Below are 17,938 nucleotides of genomic sequence, written 5' to 3'. Positions count from 1 at the left end.
TCTGAGGGGGCCCGGTGGCGCGGCCGGCTGGTGGACCACTCGGTGACCGATCTGCTCACGGCCGATCTGCCGGCCAAGGGCCAGAACACGACCTTCCTTCGCCTGTGGCAGCGGTCCGTACCCCTTCTGGACGCCGACCGCGAGTCGGAGCACCGGCGCGCGGTGATCCGACTCAACGTCCTCAACCCACGCCACGGCGGTGGGGCCGCCGACCTCAGCGACGTGCACGCCCCCTGGCTGCTGCGCGCCGTCCAGGAGCACATCCTGCTGCTGTCCTCGTCCGGTGCCTCCACCGCGCGGTTGCAGTCCGCCGGCTACGCGGCTCGCTGGTTCGCGATGTTCCTGCGCACGCTGCCGGGCGAGGGGCGCCAGCCGGCGAAGGTCGGACGAGCGGGCATGACGATGTACCTGAGGTGGCTGGCCGCCCGCGCCCGCTACACCAGTGACTACGAGGCCCTCGCCGCAGACGACCCCCGGCGCGAGGTGATCGCCGAGCGTCTGCTGCCGTCGCTGGCCGGCGCCGGCCCGCTGCTGGTGACCCCGCAGCGGCACTGGGGCCTGGTGCACACCCTGCGCGCCATCCTCGACCAGAGCCGGTCGCCGCTGGCCGAGGCCGGCGCCGCCGAGGTACACCTGCCGGCCCAGGATGTCCCGCCGTTCCCGGAGCGCGACGACACCGACAGCGAACTGGAGGGCCGCTCCCAGGACGCCCTGCCGGAGACGGTGTTCCTCCAGCTGATGGCCGAGGAGAACCTCGCGCTGCTCCAGGACGGCACACCCCGTGACTTCGTCGAACTGTCCCTGCGGGTAGGCCGGCGCTCTTGGGAGGTCCGGCACCTGGAGTTCGACTGCGTCCAGTGGCACGACGTCGACATCGAGGCGCCCGACGGCAGCGTGCAACGCCGCCGCTACCCGTTCCTCGTCTACTGGATGCAGAAGGTCCGCCGACGCCACAAGCCGCCGCTGCACCTCACCGACGTCGACGTGCTCACCCGGCAGCAGGACCACCTCCGCCGGGAGTACCCACAGTGGTTCGACACCGACGGGCGGCCGCTCTCCCCGCGGCTGCTGCTGTTCCCCACACCGCGGCTGACCCGCGCCGACAAGTTCGGCGAACGCCCCTACGACAGCAGCACCAGCGGGTACTGGCTGGACGTAGGGATGGGCCGCATCCCCCAGCTACTCGACGAGCGCGACCAGGACTTCGACCGCTCCCGCGTCTTCCCCTACGCCTTCCGACGCACCTACGCCCAGCTGCGTGCCGACGCCGGCGTGCCGCTGGAGATCCTCCAGGTCCTGATGGCTCACCTGGAGCCGTCCACGACGCAGATCTACTACCGGGTCTCCCACCCGCGCAGGGTGGAGGCCGTCCGCGCCATCGCCGCCAAGTACCAGTTCGACATCTCCGGCGGTCGGCTCCGCGCCCGCGGCCCGGCCGACACCCTCGCCGACCGCGCCGGCGTGGGCCAGGTGCCGGTCCCCGGCGGGACCTGCCACGAGATGAACAACGTCCGCGCGGACGGCACGGCTGCCCGGTGTGCTACCGGTGTTTCTCCTGCAAGTTCTTCACCATCGACTTCACCCAGCTCCCCGAGCTGCGCCAGCTGCGCGACAGCAAGGCCGAGCAGCTCGTCCGCCTGGAGGCCGCCTACGGCAGCCTGCGAGGTGACCGGCGGCCGCAGCCCGCAGTGGCAGGTATCGAAGGGCCTGGCCCCTGAGCGCACGACAGTCCTGGACGCTGGCCGGCAGGCCGCCGCGGCTCGCCGCCGTGCGGACAGCGAGGCGTGCCGACAGCGCGTGCTGGAGGTCATCGCCGGCATGCGCAAGACCCGCAGGGCGCTCTCCGACGCGGAGATCACCCGGCGTGCCGCGGTCAATCCCCAGTACCTGCAACGGCACCGGGACCTCAAGGCCGAGGCGGAAGCCGTCCGCGCGCACCTCGCCGACGACCGGCCCCGGGCCGCGGCCGCCGCAGCGGCCCGCCAGGACGCGGGCCTGGCGGTGGAGAACCGCATGCTGCTCGAACAGAACACGGCATTGCGCCGGGACCTCGAAGCGGCGAGAGCCGAGCTGCGCGCCGTCCGCGTACGCGACCTCGCTGCCGGTGTGCTGGGCGACCTCGCGTCAACACCGGACCGGGACGCGGAGGTCGAAGCTCTGCGCGGGGAGCGGGACCAGGCGCTGGCTACGGTGCGGCGCGCGGACAACGAGCTGCTGGCACTGCGCAACGTCGTTCAACGCCTCATGGTGGAGAACACGCGGCTGCTCGGGAGCGGGCATCAGCCGCCCGGCGACAGCTGAGCCGGACCTGGTCCGGGGGTTGAGCGCGGCCGGCTTTCGGCGCTCAACCGCCATCGGCCATACCCCGGTGAGCGGAGCGTCTCCACGGTCCACAGAGGAAGACGAGAAGTGCGTAGATCGCAACCCGTTTGAGTTACTCGCCTGGTCCGGTCACAGCCCCGGGATCTCGGTCCGCCGTATGTGCAGCTCGGAGCGGACCAGTTCGAGGAGACGCCCCGTCCAGTTGCGGCCTCGACCGGCATTGTCGCCCCAGAAGGCCGAGTCCATGTCGTCATAGATCACGGTGGCGTCGTCGGTCGCCAGCAGGATCTCGGCCAGCCCGGGGTGCTGGTCGTACTTGGCCCGCAGCAGGCGCGTCATGACGGCGGTCCGGATATGTTCCCAGCCCTCGCGGCGAGGGGCCTCGGCTGCGAGCTTGCGCGCCGCGAAGGCAGTCTCCGCCGTGGCGATCGCGCCCCGGACCTCGGGCTGAGCAACCGACAGGGCCCAGTAGGCATGGGCGACAGAGGGATAGCTGACCTCCCCCACGATGACCGGGGCAGGGTAGTCGTTGCGCAGGCCGACCTTGCCGGGATCGTCCACCGGCTCCTTTGGGAACGTCTGGACGACGTGGATTGCCGGAGCATGCGACGCCACCGGTCCGTCCGCAGGGACGCGCTTGGACCGCTCGGCCCTCCAACGGGCCCGCTCCTCGAAGTACGCGAGGGCCCTGTCGTAGGCCTCCTGCGTGACTGTTCCGTCGAACGACAGGTAGGTCTGGCCTCCGGGCCCTGCCACCAGCACCCGCAATGGCGCGTCCTTGCGATCCATGTCGCCCAGCGCGTAGCGGCGCTGCGACTCCGGGATCGCGAGGAACGCGGCGCGGGCCGCGGCCCGGTTCTCCTCGGTCCGGTCAGCGAGGAAGGTATCGACTGCTTCCAGGCAGCGGCCGGTCGAGTCGGGCCGCCCATTCAGCTGGTCGATGGTGTCGCGGATTTCGGCGACCAGCAGCTCGGGCGTCTGCCAGCTCCGCGGCTCGCTGAATTTCCAGTGCGCCAGACCGTGCGCGGACGCCTCCGCGCCCTCCGGGAGGCTGGTAGCCACCCAGCCGGTACGCAGCTTCTCCTCGAACTCCTCGATGGTGACCAGGCCCCAGCAGTCGATGAGCCCGTCGGCGTAGATGAAGAGGTCGGTGAGGAAGTACTGGCCATTGCGGATGAAGACGTGCCGCCACGTTCCGGGTATGCGGACGCCGTCCGCGGTGCGATAGGTGATCCGGTTGCCGATCATCCTGAGATTGTGTCGCAGCGAACGCCCAGTCGACCTCGGTTTTCTCCAGGTCCGCTGAACCGCCCGCCTCAAGATCCAGCCATCATCGGGTGCCGAACCCGGTGGTCAAACTCCGGTGAGACAACCGGCAATCAGTCAAACTGCGCTGAGACTGATGAAACTTCGCTGCGACGGGTCAGCGAGCCGGACGGCCCGATGCCCCAATCGCTCAACGTATCGACTCGCAGATCACACATGACGCGACGGATCGGCACCGGCGAGACCCGGCGGTGAGGCGAGGGCGTCCCAGAAGAGGTGCCGACCGACCGGCCCGAGGCCGACGCCCCACGCACAGGGCGTCCATGCCGCAGGCGGCGGCGGTGGCGATGCGGGAGCCCAGAAGCCGGTGACGGCGATGGTCGTCGACGTCTCTCCACGGTGTTCAGGGGCGGGTCGTCGCACGGACGGTCAGGGAGCGTCAACTCGGCAGCCCCGCCCGGCGGTCCACCTGGGCGCGGACGACGACGGGGCGGTAGGGCGCGAGGGCCGCGAGGGTGTCGTCGAGCTCTGCCCGGGCGAGCCGGGCGCCCGGACAGGCGTGGGGGCCGGCGCCGAAGACGAGCTGGGCCGTCGCGGGCGGGGCGGGGTGGTAGAGATCCGGGGCCGGGCGTGCGCGCGTGCGGCGTGCCGGGCCACGAGGAGGAGACGCTCGCCGGACCGCACGGGGCAGCCGCCGAGCACGGCGTCGGCGCGACGCGGGGGAGCAGTGGAGGCGGCGCGGTGACCCGCAGTAGTTCCGTCACCAGGGCGGGGCGCAGCAGTTCATCGGCGGCCTGCCGCCACAAACCGCGTCCCCGCACCAGGCCGCGGTGCGGGGGAGCGCGGCGACGGTCGTGTTGACGGCGGCGACCGCCGGCATCGCCCGGAGGCTCCGCTCGCCGGCGTCCACACGCGAGGCGAGCAACTCCCCGAGGCGGCCCGCGGCTCAGGTGGCCGCCTCCCGGCCGCCCGGGCGGGGGGAGCCCGGGCAGATGGTCCCGTACGGCGGTGGCGGCCACCTCGCCCGCCCGCCACCGCCACGCTCACCGGGTCGGCGGCGGTGCCGACCAAGGCGCAGGCGGTAGCACCGGCGAGTTCGCGGGCCAAGGCCACCAAATCGACGGACCGGCCGGCGGCAGCGGCGGGAGACTGCGGTCGAGGACGTCCTGTCACACCGGCCGCAGCCGGCGCACCCCGGAGAGCCGAGGACGCGGGCGACCGCTCGCCGGCCGTCCCGATGGCCGCCGCCCTCCTGGTCGAAGAGCGCGCCGCCGCCGGACAGTTCGAGGGCCGCCCCGCCCGCGGTGCCCGCGGCCGTACGGTCCAGCGGGACGCTGGTGAGCGCCTGCCGGTACGCGTCGGCGTCGTGCACCAGCACCGCGGTGCCGATCCGGGTGACGGGCCGGCGGCGCGCCGCGGCCAGCAGAGCGAACAGCAAGGGTGCGAACCGGTGCAGACGCGCCGGTCCAGACGGCGCGCACGAACCGCGGGGCCGGGGCGGACGGCGGACGACGACGGATCGGTTCCGGCCGGACGCGACGGCGTACGCACCGGGGCGGTGCCCGCGACGGACGGTACGCTGCCCGCCGGCCGGCGCAGGGGTGGCGGAACGGTCATTCGGCTCGTTTCCATGAGATCCGCCCTTACGAGGCCTGCGGGACTTTCCACCGGCGGGATCGGCTGTGGCCGGGCGCGGCGGCGTACGACGCGGGCCGCTGCCGGCGGCGGAACGCCCCGCAGGCCGGGCAGCGGACGGGAGAACGGTCATCGGAAGGAACGGCCGGCCAGCGGAATGTCGGCGAACACCACGGCGTCCGGCCGGCCCGACCCCATCCGGGCCGGCGGCTCCGTCAGCCCGGCGCGCAGCCGTACCGGGGCGGCTCCCGGTCGCGGCTGGACGACGGCGACCAGCCGCACGTCACCGTCCCCGGCCGGAACGCCCACCCAGCAGGGCGAGTTCGACCCCGGCGATGTGCAAGGACGGTGCGCACAGTCCCGGATAGACGTTCTCCGCCCGCCGCAGCACCATGCCCTTGCACCGCCCTTCGAGCACGATCCGGCCGTTCGCCAGGCGCGCCCGGTCCCACGGACGCCGCGGCGATCCGCTCCCGCAACGCCCGGGAGGCCACTTCGCGTTCGGGCAGGCAGGAAGCCGCCGCCGTGATCCCGGCCCGGCGTACGGGGGCGGGAGCGGCATGTCTGTATGTACGGCGAGCACGCTACGAACCGGCGCGGACCGCGCACTTGAGCCCTCGTACTCAAACGGTGCCGGCCACCCGGCCCGCTGCGACCGCGGACCCGATGTCAGTGGCGGATGCCAGGATCCCGGCATGGATACCACTCCGCGGCCCCGCCGCCCCCAACTCTCCCTCTTCTCCGACTCCTTCGACGTCGAATCCGAGGATCACCGGATGTCGCTCCTGCACCAGGCCGCGGAGGACGGAAGCCCTGAGACGGTGCGTGAACTGGCGCGGCGGGTCGTGGACGTCGACCGGCCCGACGAGCGAGGTGAGACGGCCTTGTGGAAGGCTGTCTGCCACGGAGCGGAGGCGAACGCGGCGGAACTCCTCGCGGCCGGGGCGGACGCCTGGACACCGCGCATGGGCCGCTGGTCACCCGGCCGCCTCGCGCTGACCACCCGCCTCGCGCCGCTGTTCGCCGCCGACGCCCCCGAGTACGCCCGGATCACCGAGGCCGAACGGGCCGCGTTCGCGGCGGCCGACCGGCAGGCCGCCGCCTTCGGCGACGACGACTTGTACCTCGACGGCACCTCCGTGGCGTTCCTCTCCGGCGTCACCGTCGCCGAGGCCGTCGTCCGGCTCGGCGCCGACCCGGACGACCCGGGCCCCACCGCCTACGACCCGTACGACGACTGGGACCACAGCGCCCGAGTCGTCGCCGCGACCGCCGTACCGGGCGGTTGTGTGCTGCTCCAGCAGACCTACTACGGACTGAACACCGATGCGTGGCTGGCCGCCCTGACCGACGGGGGCGGGCGGGCCTACGGCCTCTACTTCAACCCCAAGGGCGGCGTCTTCGGCACCCTCGCCGAGAACGGAACCGCCCTGCACAGCGAGGAGATAGGCCTGCCGCCGTTCGACGCGGACGTCCCGGAGGGCCACTGGACCCACCGCTTCTGGCTCTGGGACAGGTCGACAGGGAGCTGGCACAACTACGAGCTGGCGTACGCCTGCCACCAGGCGGGCGTCGCCGTCCCCGACCCCCGCCCGATCGTGGGTTCCCCCGATCGATGGATCGAGATACCCGAGGACAGCGCCCTGGCCGACGAATAGCGCGTCCACCGGCTCCGCGACGGGCCGCCGTACGCCGGAGAGACGGACGATTTTCGAGGAGACGGCCTCGTCGGCACGGGCCGCGCTTCCGAACGTGTTCCGTGGAAGGCGTCCCAAAGGCTTCCTCCTCGGGCTGTCCGGCGGAGAAGCCCGCGAGGGAGGAGGCGAGATGCCGCTCCGCCGCGCCCGGCCGGGGCGCCGGCGGGACGGCGGTCTGCCGGTCCGTGCGGCGCGGCACCTGTGTCGTCCACGGATCCGGGCGTGCCTCGACGACGGCGGGGCGGCACGGCGTGTCTCCGGACGCCGCACGGGCCTGGCGCGCATCGGACCGCACGCCGCTCCGGGTGACGGGAGAGGACGCCCGGCGGAGGGGCCCGGTGGGTCGCTGCTCCGGACGGCCCCTCCCGTATCGCCGCCTCGGACGGCCCGGTGTGGGATGAGGGCCAGGCAACCGGAGCGGAGGCAGGCATGCGGGTCGGACGACTCCAGGGAACGGACGGACGGATCAAGACCAGGGGCCGCAGGCGTCTGGTGACGGGAACGGCTCTTCTGGCCGTGCTGTGCACGGCGGGGGTCGCGTACCCCGACGGCCACCACGCGCGGCGCGTCCAGCCGTCGGTCACCCGCGAATCCGACTGGCGCGGTGTCACGGAGATCCTCGGACACCGCGGGGTGCTCGTCGACCACCGCGCCTACGGGGTCGGATTTCCCCGCGCCGACCTGGACGTGGTGAGCAAGGGGCAGCACGTCAAGGCCATCGGGTCGTTCGTGTCGTTCATCCGCTACCCCGACCGGCAGACCATGATGATGGGCGAGCTGGCGGTGACCGAGCGGGAGACGCGGAAGGTACTCGACGTCCTGAACGCCCACGGAATCTCCCAGACCTCCGTCCACAAACACCTGTTCACCCAGCGGCCCGCTCTCTGGTGGGTGCACTTCCACGCCCTGGGCCGCGATCCGCTGCACATGGCCCGGGGCCTCAAGGCGGCGCTGAACGCCACCGGCACGCCCGCGGTGTCGGGGACCCCGAAGAAGGTCGCCCTCGCCCTCGACAGGAAGGCCGTCGACCAGGCCCTCGGAGCCCGGGGACGGGCCCAGGGGCGCGTCTACAAGGTCACTTTCGCCCGCAACGAGACCGTCGCCGACCACGGCCGGGTCCTGCCCAGGATGACCGGCGCCACGTCGGCCTTGATCTTCCAGCCAGTAGGCGGGGGCAAGGCGCTGCTGAACGGGGACATCGTCGTCATCGCGAAGGAAGCGCCGGCCGTCATGAAGGCCCTCCGGCGCGGCGGCGTGGACATCGTCTCCTTCCACAGCCACATGCTCACCGACGAACCCCGGCTCTTCTTCCTCCATGTGTGGGCTGTGGGCGATCCGGTGCGGATGGCCACGAAGCTTCGCGGCGTCATTCGCCACACCAATGTCTCGGCGGCCGCCACCGTCATGCCCTGAGGGCGCGGCCTGTTCCCGGTCAAGGGAAACGCGTCGACTCTCCTCCCGGTGCAGGCACGGTTCGGGGCTCGGCGGTAACCCGATCGCCGCCGGGCAGTCCGGGGAGGTTCGGGCGAGCGGCCGGCGGGCTCGTCCGAGAACGGGACGACGGGGACGACGGCGGACGCGACGACGGGGGACGGGACGACAGAGGGCGGGACGACGCCGGGCCGGCGGCGTCCACCCGGCTCAACGGGGCCGATCGGATCCGGCCCGCCCCGGGGACGCCCCACGGGCGGCGGGGCGGGCCTCCGGACCCTGCCGGGTCTCGGTTCGTTCGCGGGTGATCACGATGCCCAGCAGGGCGGTGGCCGCGCCGCCCGCCGTGAGGATCCACCAGGCCGGCCGCACGGCGGAGGCGAAGGCCGCGGCGTCGGACAAGGGAGCGCCGTGCAGCCCGGCGTTGAGGATCGCGCCGAGGACGGCGACGCCCAGGGCGAAGGCCGAACGGCCGGCGGTGGTGAGGATGGCCGAGGCTAGGCCGGTGCGGTCCGCGGGCAGGTTCGAGACACCCTCGGCGATGACCAGGGGGGTGGCCAGCCCGACGCCCAGCCCGAAGAGGGCGTACTCGACCGCGAGCAGGGGACGCGCCGAGTCGGCGGTGAACAAGGCGATCAGTGCTCCGCTGGCGGTGAGCGCGATCCCGGCTCCGACGAGGAGGGGCCGCTTGCCGAAGCGCCGGGCGAGCCGGGCCGCGCACATGGAGGAGAGGGCGAGGGCCCCCGCGGGGACCAGCATCCACAGGCCCGCTTCCCTCGCGGACATCCTCAGCGGGTTCTGCAGGTAGAGGGCGGTGAGGAAGAAGAAGCCGCCGAACGTCCCGAAGACGCAGACCTGGGCCGCGCCGGCGCCGCTGAACCGCGCGTTGCGGAAGAACCCCAGGTCGATCAGCGGTTCCGCGCGGCGGCGTTCGTAGGCGAGCAGTCCGACGCACGAGGCGGCGGTGACCACGAAGCAGGTGATGACGACCGGCGCGGTCCACCCGGCGCGCGGGGCTTCGATGACCGCGTAGGCCAGGGGGGCGAGAAGGGTGATGACCAGGATCTGGCCCACCGGGTCCGGACGGCGCGGCCGCTCGGCCCGTGACTCCGGGACGCCGCGCAGCGCGGCCACGAGCGTGACGATGCCGATGGGCACGTTCAGCCAGAAGACCGACCGCCAGCCGACGGTGTCGACCAACAGCCCGCCGACCACCGGACCGATGGCGAGCCCCATGCCGTAGGCCCCCATCCACACGCCCATGGCCCGGACGCGGTCGTGGTGGCCGGAGAAGACATCGGCGACGATCGCCAGCCCGACAGGTCCCAGACCCGCGGCACCCACGCCCTGCACCACCCGGAACCCGATCAGGGAGGGCAGGTCCGGTGCGATCGCGCACAGCACCGACCCGGCCGTGAAGACCGCCAGGCCCGCCGTCAGCACCCGTTTCCGGCCGATCCTGTCGCCCGTCGATCCGGTGTAGAGCATCAGGGTGGCCAGGGTCAGGCTGTACGCCGCGACGGCCCACTGCATCCCCGAGACCGACGCTCTCAGGTCTCGCTCCATGGCGGGGAGAGCGACGTTCAGCGCGGTGACGTCAACGCCGATCAGCAGGATGGAGGCCGCGCAGACCGTCAGGACGAGGCCGGGTCGGCGGGGGGCGAGCTCGGTCACGAGATCTCCTTACCTGCTTGCCCGCTCGATGCGTCTCTTCGAGGATCTCCGCGGGCGAGCCGTTCCGCTACCGGGCGGCCGATGACCTTCGGCGGGCGGGAATCGGCCGCTCCGGGGCGGAGTACGGCGGTCTGTGGCGGCACCGGGTACGCGGCGTTTCCCCTCCACGCTAGGCGGCTGCGCCAGGTGGTGGGGTCGGCCGGTCGGCTCGATCGCCGTAGGTCACCGGCACCCCCGATCGGGGGAGCGCGACCGGGGACCTCCGCGTCTCACCGCCGACGACATGGGCACCCCGAGGCCGTCGGCCGTCCGATCGGTGGAGTGGGTCGACGGGCCGCCGGGTGGGGAGCAGACGAAAGGTTCACCACCGACGCCGCAACCGGTGCGATGGTCCCCGTGGTCAACGCCGGCAGCCTCGGTGCCGGCGCGCCGGCGCTGGACGGCTCCCCGGCGTCCGGGCCGCTGCCGCCACGACGAACCGGGCGTTCCGGCACGACCTCGCGCCCGCATCTTCCCCGGCCCGGACGGCACCGGCATGTGGGACGAGGGCACTCGGCGGTCGTCTCCCGGGAGCACTCCGGTGACGACACCGCGGACGTAAGCTCCCCGGGCCGGGCCGGGCCGGGCCGCGCACGCGGGAGACGTGTGGCGCGAGGAGACCGCCCGCTCGCGCCGCTTCGTGTCGTGGAGCGATCCGGGGCGTCGAGTGCCGAGCGTCGAGCCCGACGACCGACGGCCGGTGGCCGCCGGCGGCGATCCGTGTCCGCCGGGCGGACGGCGGCGGACGCGGGCGCTGACGTCATCGACCGCCACCGCCCGCGCGTCACAGCCGACGCGACACCGTCAAGGCCGGTTGGCCGACGAGGCCTCCTGAGCCGCCTCCCGTACGGTGGCGACGAGCTGCCGCCGACGGGCACGGAGATCGTCGGGGCGGACGCACAGGGAGACGGAGCCGATCACCGTCCCGTCCGCGCCGAGCACGGGCGAGGCCAGGCAGGCCAGCCCCTCCTGTGCCTCCTCCAGGTCCAGGGCGACTCCGTTCCTGCGGATCCGCCGCAGCTCCCCGTCGAGCCGGTCGGCCGAGGCGATGGTGTGGGGGGTGAACCGGCGCAGTCCGGGGTCTTCGAGGTAGCGGCGCCGGGCGGTCGGTCCGGCGGAGGCCAGCGCGATCTTGCCGTGTGCCCAGGCGTGAGTGCGCGGGTCGACACCGACGGCGAGGTCGGGGTGGTCCCCGCCGTCGACGGCGGCGGTCTTGACGTCCGCGATCAACAGACCGTCGCCGTGGTAGGCCACGTAGTTGGCCGAGGCGCGGGTGGTGTCCCGCAGCCGCGTCAGCAGGCCCTGGACGTGGTCGTCCAAGCCCATCTGGTTCCGGAAGGCGCGGTGCAGGGCGGGTATGCGGTAACCGAGCGTGTAACCGCCGTCCGCACGGGCCAGGTAGCCCCGCTCGGTGAGCGGGGCGAGCAGGGTGTACACCGTCGACAGGGCGCAGCCGAGGGCGCGTGCCAGTGCCTTGGCCGATACCGGAGAGGACGCCTGGGCGACGATCTCCAGTACCTCAAGGGTGCGGTCCGCCGCCCGCGGACCGTTCTGACCTGGCATGTCGCCTGCTCCTCTCCGTTCTTCACCGTCCAGTGTGCCCGGAGCCGAACGGGCTCGGTCACCGGCCCCCGGCCGACGAGAGCGGGCCCCCGCCGGCCGGAGCGACGGGCGCCGTCACGCCTCTCGGGGCGAGAGCTCTCCCATCAGGTCCCAGCCCTGCCGGCCGGGGAGCTCGACGCTGACGATCTTCGGCTTCTCGGCGATGGCGTAGGACATCGTCTCCATGGCCTGCCGGAAGTGCTCGGACTCCACGTGGGAGCGCCCCGCCTCCCCGTCCCGGAACGCCTCCACGAGGACGAACTCGTTCGGGTCGGCCACGCTGCGGGACCATTCGAAGAACAGGTTGCCGGGTTCCGCGCGGGTGGCCAGGGTGAAGTCGCGGACCCGGTCCATCCACTGCTCACTGTGCTCGGGACGCACGGGGAATTTCACGGTGATGAAGATCATGGGCTTTCTTTCGGCTGGTGGCAGACGTACGTGAGTGGCTGAGGTAGGAGACGGGGGGCCGAGCGGCCCCCCTTGTCCCTCCGGTTGCCCTTCCGGCGCGACGCGAGAGTGCGGTCAGTTCCCGTCGAAGGTGTCCGGGTCAGGGCCCAGGCGGGTGCCGTCGTCCAGCGCGGCCAGCGCGTTCAGGTCGTCCTGGTCCAGGGCGAAGCCGAGGACGTCGATGTTCGCGCGGATGCGGGACGGCGTGACCGACTTGGGGATGACGACATTGCCGAGCTGCAGGTGCCAGCGCAGCACGACCTGGGCGGCGGTCCGGCCGTGCTTGGCGGCGATCTTCGCGAGCACCGGGTCGTCCAGCAGGCGGCCCTGGCCCAGCGGCGACCAGGCCTCGGTCGCGATGCCGAGCTCGGCGTGGAGGGAGCGCAGCTCGGCCTGCTGGAGCCAGGGGTGCAGCTCGATCTGGTTGACGGCCGGGACGATGTCGGTCTCGGCGATCAGCCGGCGCAGGTGGGCCGGCTGGAAGTTGCTGACGCCGATCGCCCGGGCCCGGCCGCTCCGGGAGATCTCCTCGAACGCCCGCCAGATGGTGAGGTACTCGTCGCGCATCGGGTGCGGCCAGTGGATCAGGTAGAGGTCCACATGGTCCAGACCGAGACGGGCGAGGGAAGCGTCGAACTCGCGCAGGACGAGGTCACGCGTCCAGGTCGTGGACGCGCCGTTCCACAGCTTGGTCGTGACGAACAGCTCGTCGCGGGGGATGTCGCAGGCGGCCAGGGCCGCGCCGGTGCCCGCCTCGTTGCCGTAGATAGCGGCGGTGTCCACGCTGCGGTAACCCTCGCGCAGCGCGGTGGTGACGGCGGTGGCCGCCTCCGCGTCGGGGATCTGGAAGACGCCGTAGCCGATCTGCGGCATGGACACGCCGTTGTTCAGGGTGACGGTCGGGGTCGTGGTCACGGTCGGGTTCCTCTTTCTTACTGGGTCGTCGTCCCGCCGCCTGCGGAAGTGAGCCGTCCGCTGAGCGGCCGGGAGGGGCTCAGGCAGGCGCCGGGGCCGGGCGCCGCCGCGGACGATTCCGGCGAGCCGGCGCATCCGGCACGCCTGGGCGTTCCGCGCCCGGGCGGCGACCATGCGACCGCCGAGGACGAAGAACCGCGGCCGCCCCCGGGGAGTACCGCCCCTGCCGAGCCGGCTCCCCCACCGTGCCCTGCCACGACCCGGCTCCGGAAACTCCCGGCCGCGCCATTCCATCCATGCCGGAATCAGACCGCAGCGATGGCCCCCGTCCGGTACGCGACGCAGGGCACGGCCCCTCGACAGCCGTCGAAAGCGCGGCGGGGGTACGGACGCTTCGCCGCTCAGTGGTGGTGTTCCGCCACGCTGCTCCCGGTCCGGATCGGCCTCCGAGGCCCGGTCGCCGTCGCGGAGCCACAGCGCCCGCATCGAACAAGGCGGCATCGCGCTGATCCGGGGAGCGAGCGGCGGCCCTGGCGCCTACGCGGTACGGATGGTCCGACGTGTCGGCGTACCGGCGGGATCGCCGTGGGGGCGTCGGCACCGAGGAGAAGGCCCGTGTGTGGGGGGCGCGGCGGCTGGGCTGTGACGTGGTCGTGAACCGGGGGAGGGCGACCCGGATGCGGCCCGGGAGAACTGGCGGGAGGGCGGGCTCGTGGCCGACGATCGGGGGAAACGGGACGACAGGACGAAACCGAGGGAACAGGAGAGTAGGCCGCCATGAACCGACCGGGAACCCACGTCCGGGTGCGACGCGTCTACGACCCTCCCGACGCCGCCGACGGCACCCGGGTCCTGGTCGACCGCCTCTGGCCGCGCGGTCTCGCCAAGGCGGACGCGCACGTCGACCAGTGGCCCAAGGAGCTCACGCCCTCCACCGAACTGCGCAGGTGGTACCACGGCCCGGAGGGGACGTACGACGAGTTCCGCCGCCGCTACGAGGCGGAACTCGCCGTCCCCGAAGCGGCCGAGGCACTCGACCGTCTGCGCCGCCTCGCGGCCGAAGGCCCCGTCACCCTCCTGACCGCGGCCAAGGATCCCGCCCACAGCCACACCGAGGTGCTGCGCCGGCACCTGGGGGCGTAGGCGGCGCGACGGCCGGGGGCGGCCCCGGAGTCACCCGTTCCCCGGCCCGTCGGACTCCCTTGGCCCGGCGGACCCGGGCGAGCGCGGCGTCAGCAGGCGGTCGAGGGCGCGGCGGGTCCTGGCCGGGGCCTCGGGGTCGGCCAAGAGCTGTAGCTCCTGGTTGAGCGCCAGGTAGCAGCCGACGATCTCGTACGTCACCTGTTCGGGATCGGTGTCGGCGGGCAAGTCGCCCGCCGCGACGGCGTGGCGCAGCTCGGCGGCGAGGCGGCGGCGCCAGACGCGGTTGAGCCGGGCCACCGCGTCGCGCACCCGGCCGTCGCGGGCGTCGAACTCGACGGACGCGGTGGTGAAGAGGCACCCGCCGGGGAAGACGACGCGCTCGTGCTCCAGGTAGGTGATCCACGCCTCGCACACGGCCCGCAGCCGGGGCAGGCCCGGCACGGCGTCGTCGGCGGGATGCCAGACGGTGCGGGCGAACACAGCGGAGGCGCCTTCCAGCACGGCGAGCTGCAGGGCCTCCTTGGTGCCGAAGTGGCCGAGGACGCCGGCCTTGCTCATGCCCAGGTCGGTGGCGAGACGCCCGATGGTCAGCCCCTCCAGACCCTCCACCGAGGCGATCGCGATGCCGCGGTCGATGATGCGCCGGCGGGTGGCGTGGGCTTCGGCGGCGGACTTCCGTGGGCTCATCCGGCCATCCTAGCCACTCGGCCACCCTTTAGCTTCCGACCGATCGGTTGCTATATTCCCCGGCGTGGCGGCGCGCCGCGACCGCCCCGAGGCGGCCCGCACCCATCCACCGCGCCCGCCGAGCCGTACCGAAGCGAGGAGAACGACCGTGCCGGGATCCCGTATCACCGCCCTGGGCCGCTACCAGCCGTCGCGCGTCCTGACCAACGACGACCTGGCGGGCATGGTCGACACCAACGACGAGTGGATACGCCGCCGGACCGGCATCGCCACCCGGCGGATCGCCGCCGAAACGGAGTCGGTCACCGACATGGCGGCCGCCGCCGCGTCCGACGCCCTCGCCGCGGCCGGCCTGGCACCCTCCGACATCGGCCTGGTCACGGTGGCGACCTGTACGGCCGTCGACCGCTGTCCCTCGACCGCAGCCCAGGTCGCCGGACGGCTCGGCATCCCCTCGGCCGTCGCGTACGACCTCAACAACGGCTGCGCCGGCTTCTGCACCGCCCTCGCCACCGCCGACCACGCCATCAGGGCCGGCGCGGCCCGCCACGCGCTGGTCATCGGCGCGGAGAAGATGTCGGACGTCACCGACTGGACCGACCGCAGCACTTGCGTCCTGCTCGGCGACGGCGCGGGGGCGGCCGTCGTCAGCGCCGCCGAGCACGGCGCCGCCGAGCACGGTGGGGCCGGCGACGGCGGGACGGCGTTCGACGGGATCGGCCCCGTCGTCTGGGGCTCGGACCCCACGCGCGCCGACGCCGTCCGGCTCCTCGGCGACTGGCACCCGCGCTTCGCCCAGGAGGGCCAGACCGTCTTCCGCTGGGTCACCGCCGAACTGCCGGCCCTCGCCCGCGAGGCCTGCCGTCGCGCCGGGCTCACCCCGTCCGACCTCGCGGGCGTGGTGACCCACCAGGCCAACCTGCGCATCATCGAGTCCGTCGTCCGCCAACTCGACCTGCCCGAGCACGTGGTGGTCGCCCAGGACGTCGTGGACTCCGGCAACACGTCCGCCGCGTCCGTCCCCCTCGCCCTGGCCAAACTGACCGAGCGCGGCGAACTCCCCTCGGGCGGGCCCGTCCTGCTGCTGGCCTTCGGCGGCGGGATGTCCTGGGCGGGCCAGGTCGTCACCTGCCCGTGACGGCACGGCGCCGGACGGCGTCCGACGGCCTCGGACGGCGTCCACCCGATCCCGGCCGCCGCCCGTGCCGTAGGGTGCGGGGCGAAGACGACCCTCCCTGCCGCCCGTGCCCTGCTCCCGTCACCTGGAGTTCCCATGGCCGTTCGCCGCGTCGTTCCCATCATCCATACCGCTGACACGCGTCGAAGCCGCGCGTTCTACGGTCTGCTGGGTTTCGAGGAGGTGATGGACCACGGCTGGATCACGACCCTCGCCTCCCCGTCCGTCCCGGCGGCCCAGGTCAGCATCACGACCGGGGACAAGACCGCGCCGGTCACCCCCGATCTCAGCATCGAGGTGGACGACGTGGACGCGGTCCACGCGGCCCTGCGGGACAGCGGCGCGGAGATCGTCCACCCTCTCCAGGACGAGGAGTGGGGCGTACGCCGCTTCTTCGTCCGCGCCCCGGACGGCCGTGTGGTGAACGTACTGAGCCACCGCTGACACCACCCGTCCCCTTCCGCCGGGCGCGACAGCGGTGCGGTGCGGGCGCGGACCGGAGTGGCGCGCCCCGGAGCCGTACGGCTCCCCTCGCCGCGCCCGGTCTCAGCGACGGTCCGTTTCCCGGCACGCCCCGGCCGCCCCGCCCCGTGCCGCGACGGCCGCGCCACCGCCGGTGCCGCCCGTGGCGGTCAAGTCGCGGCCACGGGTCTCGGGGGCGAAGGCGACGGTGAGGGCGGTGACGGCGGCGGCCAGGCACAGGTACAGCGCGATCGGTGTCGCCGAGCCGTAGCTCTTGAGGAGCTCGACGGCGACGATGGGGGCCAGGGCGCCGCCGAGGACGGAGGCGAGCTGAGAGCCCATCGAGGCCCCCGTGTAGCGGACGCCGGTGTCGAACAGCTCCGACAGGAAAGCCGCCTGGGGGCCGCACATGGCACCGTGCAGCAGCAGGCCCACGGTCAGCGACACCGTTATCACCGGAAACGAACGGGAGTCGACCAGGGCGAAGAAGGCGAAGGCCCACAAGGCCATGCCCACCGAGCCGGCCAGCATTACGGGCCGGCGCCCCACCCGGTCGGAAAGGGCGCCCCACAGCGGGATGGTGGCGAAGTGCACGACGGATCCGATGAGGACGGCGTTGAGCGCCGTGCCCTTCCCGAGGCCCAGGTGCGTGGTGACGTAGACGAGGAGGAAGGAGCTGAGCAGGTAGTACGACACGTTCTCACCGAACCGCGTCCCCATGGCGAGGAGCACCTCGCGACGCCTTCTCCGCACCACCTCCGCGAGGGGGACGCGGGCCCGCGCCCCGGCCCGCTCCCGGAGGAAGACCGGTGTCTCCGGCACCGAGCCCCGGATCCACAGACCGAGCAGGACGAGGACGCCCGACAGCAGGAACGGGACGCGCCACCCCCAGGCACGGAAGGCCGCGTCCGGCTGGACGGCCGTGAGCAACGCCAGCACGCCGGTGGCCAGGACATTGCCTCCCGGTCCGCCGCACTGCGGCCACGAGGCCCGGAAGCCGCGGCGCCGGGCGCCGCCGTGCTCGCAGACGAGCAGCACGGCCCCGCCCCACTCGCCCCCGAGCGCGAAGCCTTGCACCAGGCGGAGCAGGGTCAACAGGACGGGCGCGGCCACACCGATCGTGTCGTACGTGGGGAGCAGCCCCATCGCGAAGGTCGAGCCGCCCATCATCAGCAGACTGACGATCAGCAGCTTCCTCCGTCCCGTCCTGTCCCCGAAGTGCCCGAACACGATCCCGCCCAACGGCCGCGCCGCGAAGCCGATCGCATAGGTCACGAAGGCGATGAGGGTTCCCGCGAGCGGATCGCTCGTGGGGAAGAAGAGCCGGTTGAACACCAGGGCGGCGGCTGATCCGTACAAGACGAAGTCGTACCACTCCACCACGGTGCCGACGAGACTGGCGACGACGACGCGGGGGAGTGAGCCGGGGGCGGGGTCGGGC

The 17,938-nt window shown here is 73.1% G+C and carries 16 protein-coding genes; 6 read left to right on the top strand and 10 right to left on the bottom strand.

The genetic code is table 11. The annotated features are described in order from the left end of the window. Positions 1–42 precede the first annotated feature (42 nt). Complete coding sequence (locus ACSNOK_RS07370; protein ID WP_436779775.1) at positions 43–2,301, top strand: hypothetical protein; 2,259 nt, start codon at positions 43–45, stop codon at positions 2,299–2,301. A 150-nt stretch (positions 2,302–2,451) separates the two neighbouring features. Here ACSNOK_RS07370 and ACSNOK_RS07365 read toward each other — a convergent pair whose 3' ends face one another. The 4 genes from ACSNOK_RS07365 to ACSNOK_RS07350 all read right to left on the bottom strand — a co-directional run bounded on the left by ACSNOK_RS07365 (position 2,452) and on the right by ACSNOK_RS07350 (position 5,641). Continuing rightward, positions 2,452–3,570, bottom strand: coding sequence for an NADAR family protein (locus ACSNOK_RS07365; protein ID WP_436779774.1), 1,119 nt, complete (start codon positions 3,568–3,570; stop codon positions 2,452–2,454). A gap of 778 nt (positions 3,571–4,348) precedes the next feature. Next, a complete protein-coding gene (locus tag ACSNOK_RS07360) occupies positions 4,349–4,513 on the bottom strand; it encodes a hypothetical protein (protein ID WP_436779773.1) in 165 nt (54 codons plus the stop codon). A gap of 839 nt (positions 4,514–5,352) precedes the next feature. Then, positions 5,353–5,505 (bottom strand): hypothetical protein, encoded by a 153-nt coding sequence (locus ACSNOK_RS07355; RefSeq protein ID WP_436779772.1) that lies wholly within the window; start codon positions 5,503–5,505, stop codon positions 5,353–5,355. Position 5,506: 1 nt separating this feature from the next. Next, positions 5,507–5,641 carry a hypothetical protein gene (locus ACSNOK_RS07350; protein ID WP_436779771.1) on the bottom strand — a complete coding sequence of 45 codons (135 nt, stop codon included), beginning with the start codon at positions 5,639–5,641 and terminating at the stop codon, positions 5,507–5,509. 277 nt (positions 5,642–5,918) lie between these two features. Here ACSNOK_RS07350 and ACSNOK_RS07345 point away from each other — a divergent pair, with 277 nt between their 5' ends. Together ACSNOK_RS07345 and ACSNOK_RS07340 are read left to right on the top strand one after the other, a co-directional pair. Beyond that, a complete protein-coding gene (locus ACSNOK_RS07345; RefSeq protein ID WP_436779770.1) occupies positions 5,919–6,881 on the top strand; it encodes an ankyrin repeat domain-containing protein in 963 nt (320 codons plus the stop codon). A 468-nt stretch (positions 6,882–7,349) separates the two neighbouring features. Further along, positions 7,350–8,333 carry a DUF1259 domain-containing protein gene (locus ACSNOK_RS07340; protein WP_436779769.1) on the top strand — a complete coding sequence of 328 codons (984 nt, stop codon included), beginning with the start codon at positions 7,350–7,352 and terminating at the stop codon, positions 8,331–8,333. A gap of 228 nt (positions 8,334–8,561) precedes the next feature. Here the strand turns inward: ACSNOK_RS07340 and ACSNOK_RS07335 are convergent, their stop codons facing one another. The 4 genes from ACSNOK_RS07335 to ACSNOK_RS07320 form a co-directional block, all read right to left on the bottom strand. Next, complete coding sequence (locus ACSNOK_RS07335) at positions 8,562–10,025, bottom strand: MFS transporter (protein ID WP_436779768.1); 1,464 nt, start codon at positions 10,023–10,025, stop codon at positions 8,562–8,564. Positions 10,026–10,868: 843 nt separating this feature from the next. Next, positions 10,869–11,627, bottom strand: a complete 759-nt coding sequence (locus ACSNOK_RS07330) for an IclR family transcriptional regulator (RefSeq protein WP_436779767.1) — start codon at positions 11,625–11,627, stop codon at positions 10,869–10,871. A gap of 114 nt (positions 11,628–11,741) precedes the next feature. Then, complete coding sequence (locus tag ACSNOK_RS07325) at positions 11,742–12,074, bottom strand: putative quinol monooxygenase (RefSeq protein ID WP_436779766.1); 333 nt, start codon at positions 12,072–12,074, stop codon at positions 11,742–11,744. A gap of 114 nt (positions 12,075–12,188) precedes the next feature. After that, positions 12,189–12,986 carry an aldo/keto reductase gene (locus tag ACSNOK_RS07320; RefSeq protein ID WP_436779791.1) on the bottom strand — a complete coding sequence of 266 codons (798 nt, stop codon included), beginning with the start codon at positions 12,984–12,986 and terminating at the stop codon, positions 12,189–12,191. Between the two features lie 819 nt (positions 12,987–13,805). Between ACSNOK_RS07320 and ACSNOK_RS07315 the strand changes: the two genes are divergently transcribed. Continuing rightward, entirely contained in the window at positions 13,806–14,171 is a 366-nt protein-coding gene (locus ACSNOK_RS07315; RefSeq protein WP_436779765.1) for a DUF488 domain-containing protein, read from the top strand. Between the two features lie 30 nt (positions 14,172–14,201). On the opposite strand, the gene ACSNOK_RS07310 is transcribed toward ACSNOK_RS07315, so the two are convergent. Continuing rightward, a complete protein-coding gene (locus tag ACSNOK_RS07310; protein WP_436779764.1) occupies positions 14,202–14,858 on the bottom strand; it encodes a TetR/AcrR family transcriptional regulator in 657 nt (218 codons plus the stop codon). Between the two features lie 148 nt (positions 14,859–15,006). Here ACSNOK_RS07310 and ACSNOK_RS07305 point away from each other — a divergent pair, with 148 nt between their 5' ends. Together ACSNOK_RS07305 and ACSNOK_RS07300 are read left to right on the top strand one after the other, a co-directional pair. Next, complete coding sequence (locus ACSNOK_RS07305) at positions 15,007–15,996, top strand: beta-ketoacyl-ACP synthase III (protein WP_436779763.1); 990 nt, start codon at positions 15,007–15,009, stop codon at positions 15,994–15,996. Between the two features lie 135 nt (positions 15,997–16,131). Further along, complete coding sequence (locus tag ACSNOK_RS07300; protein ID WP_436779762.1) at positions 16,132–16,479, top strand: VOC family protein; 348 nt, start codon at positions 16,132–16,134, stop codon at positions 16,477–16,479. Between the two features lie 102 nt (positions 16,480–16,581). On the opposite strand, the gene ACSNOK_RS07295 is transcribed toward ACSNOK_RS07300, so the two are convergent. After that, on the bottom strand, positions 16,582–17,938 hold a 1,357-nt coding region (locus ACSNOK_RS07295; RefSeq protein WP_436779761.1), incomplete at its 5' end, for an MFS transporter.

Source organism: Streptomyces sp. URMC 126 (assembly GCF_051386555.1).
Classification (GTDB): domain Bacteria; phylum Actinomycetota; class Actinomycetes; order Streptomycetales; family Streptomycetaceae; genus Streptomyces.
This window is presented reverse-complemented; position numbering and strand designations above follow the sequence as displayed.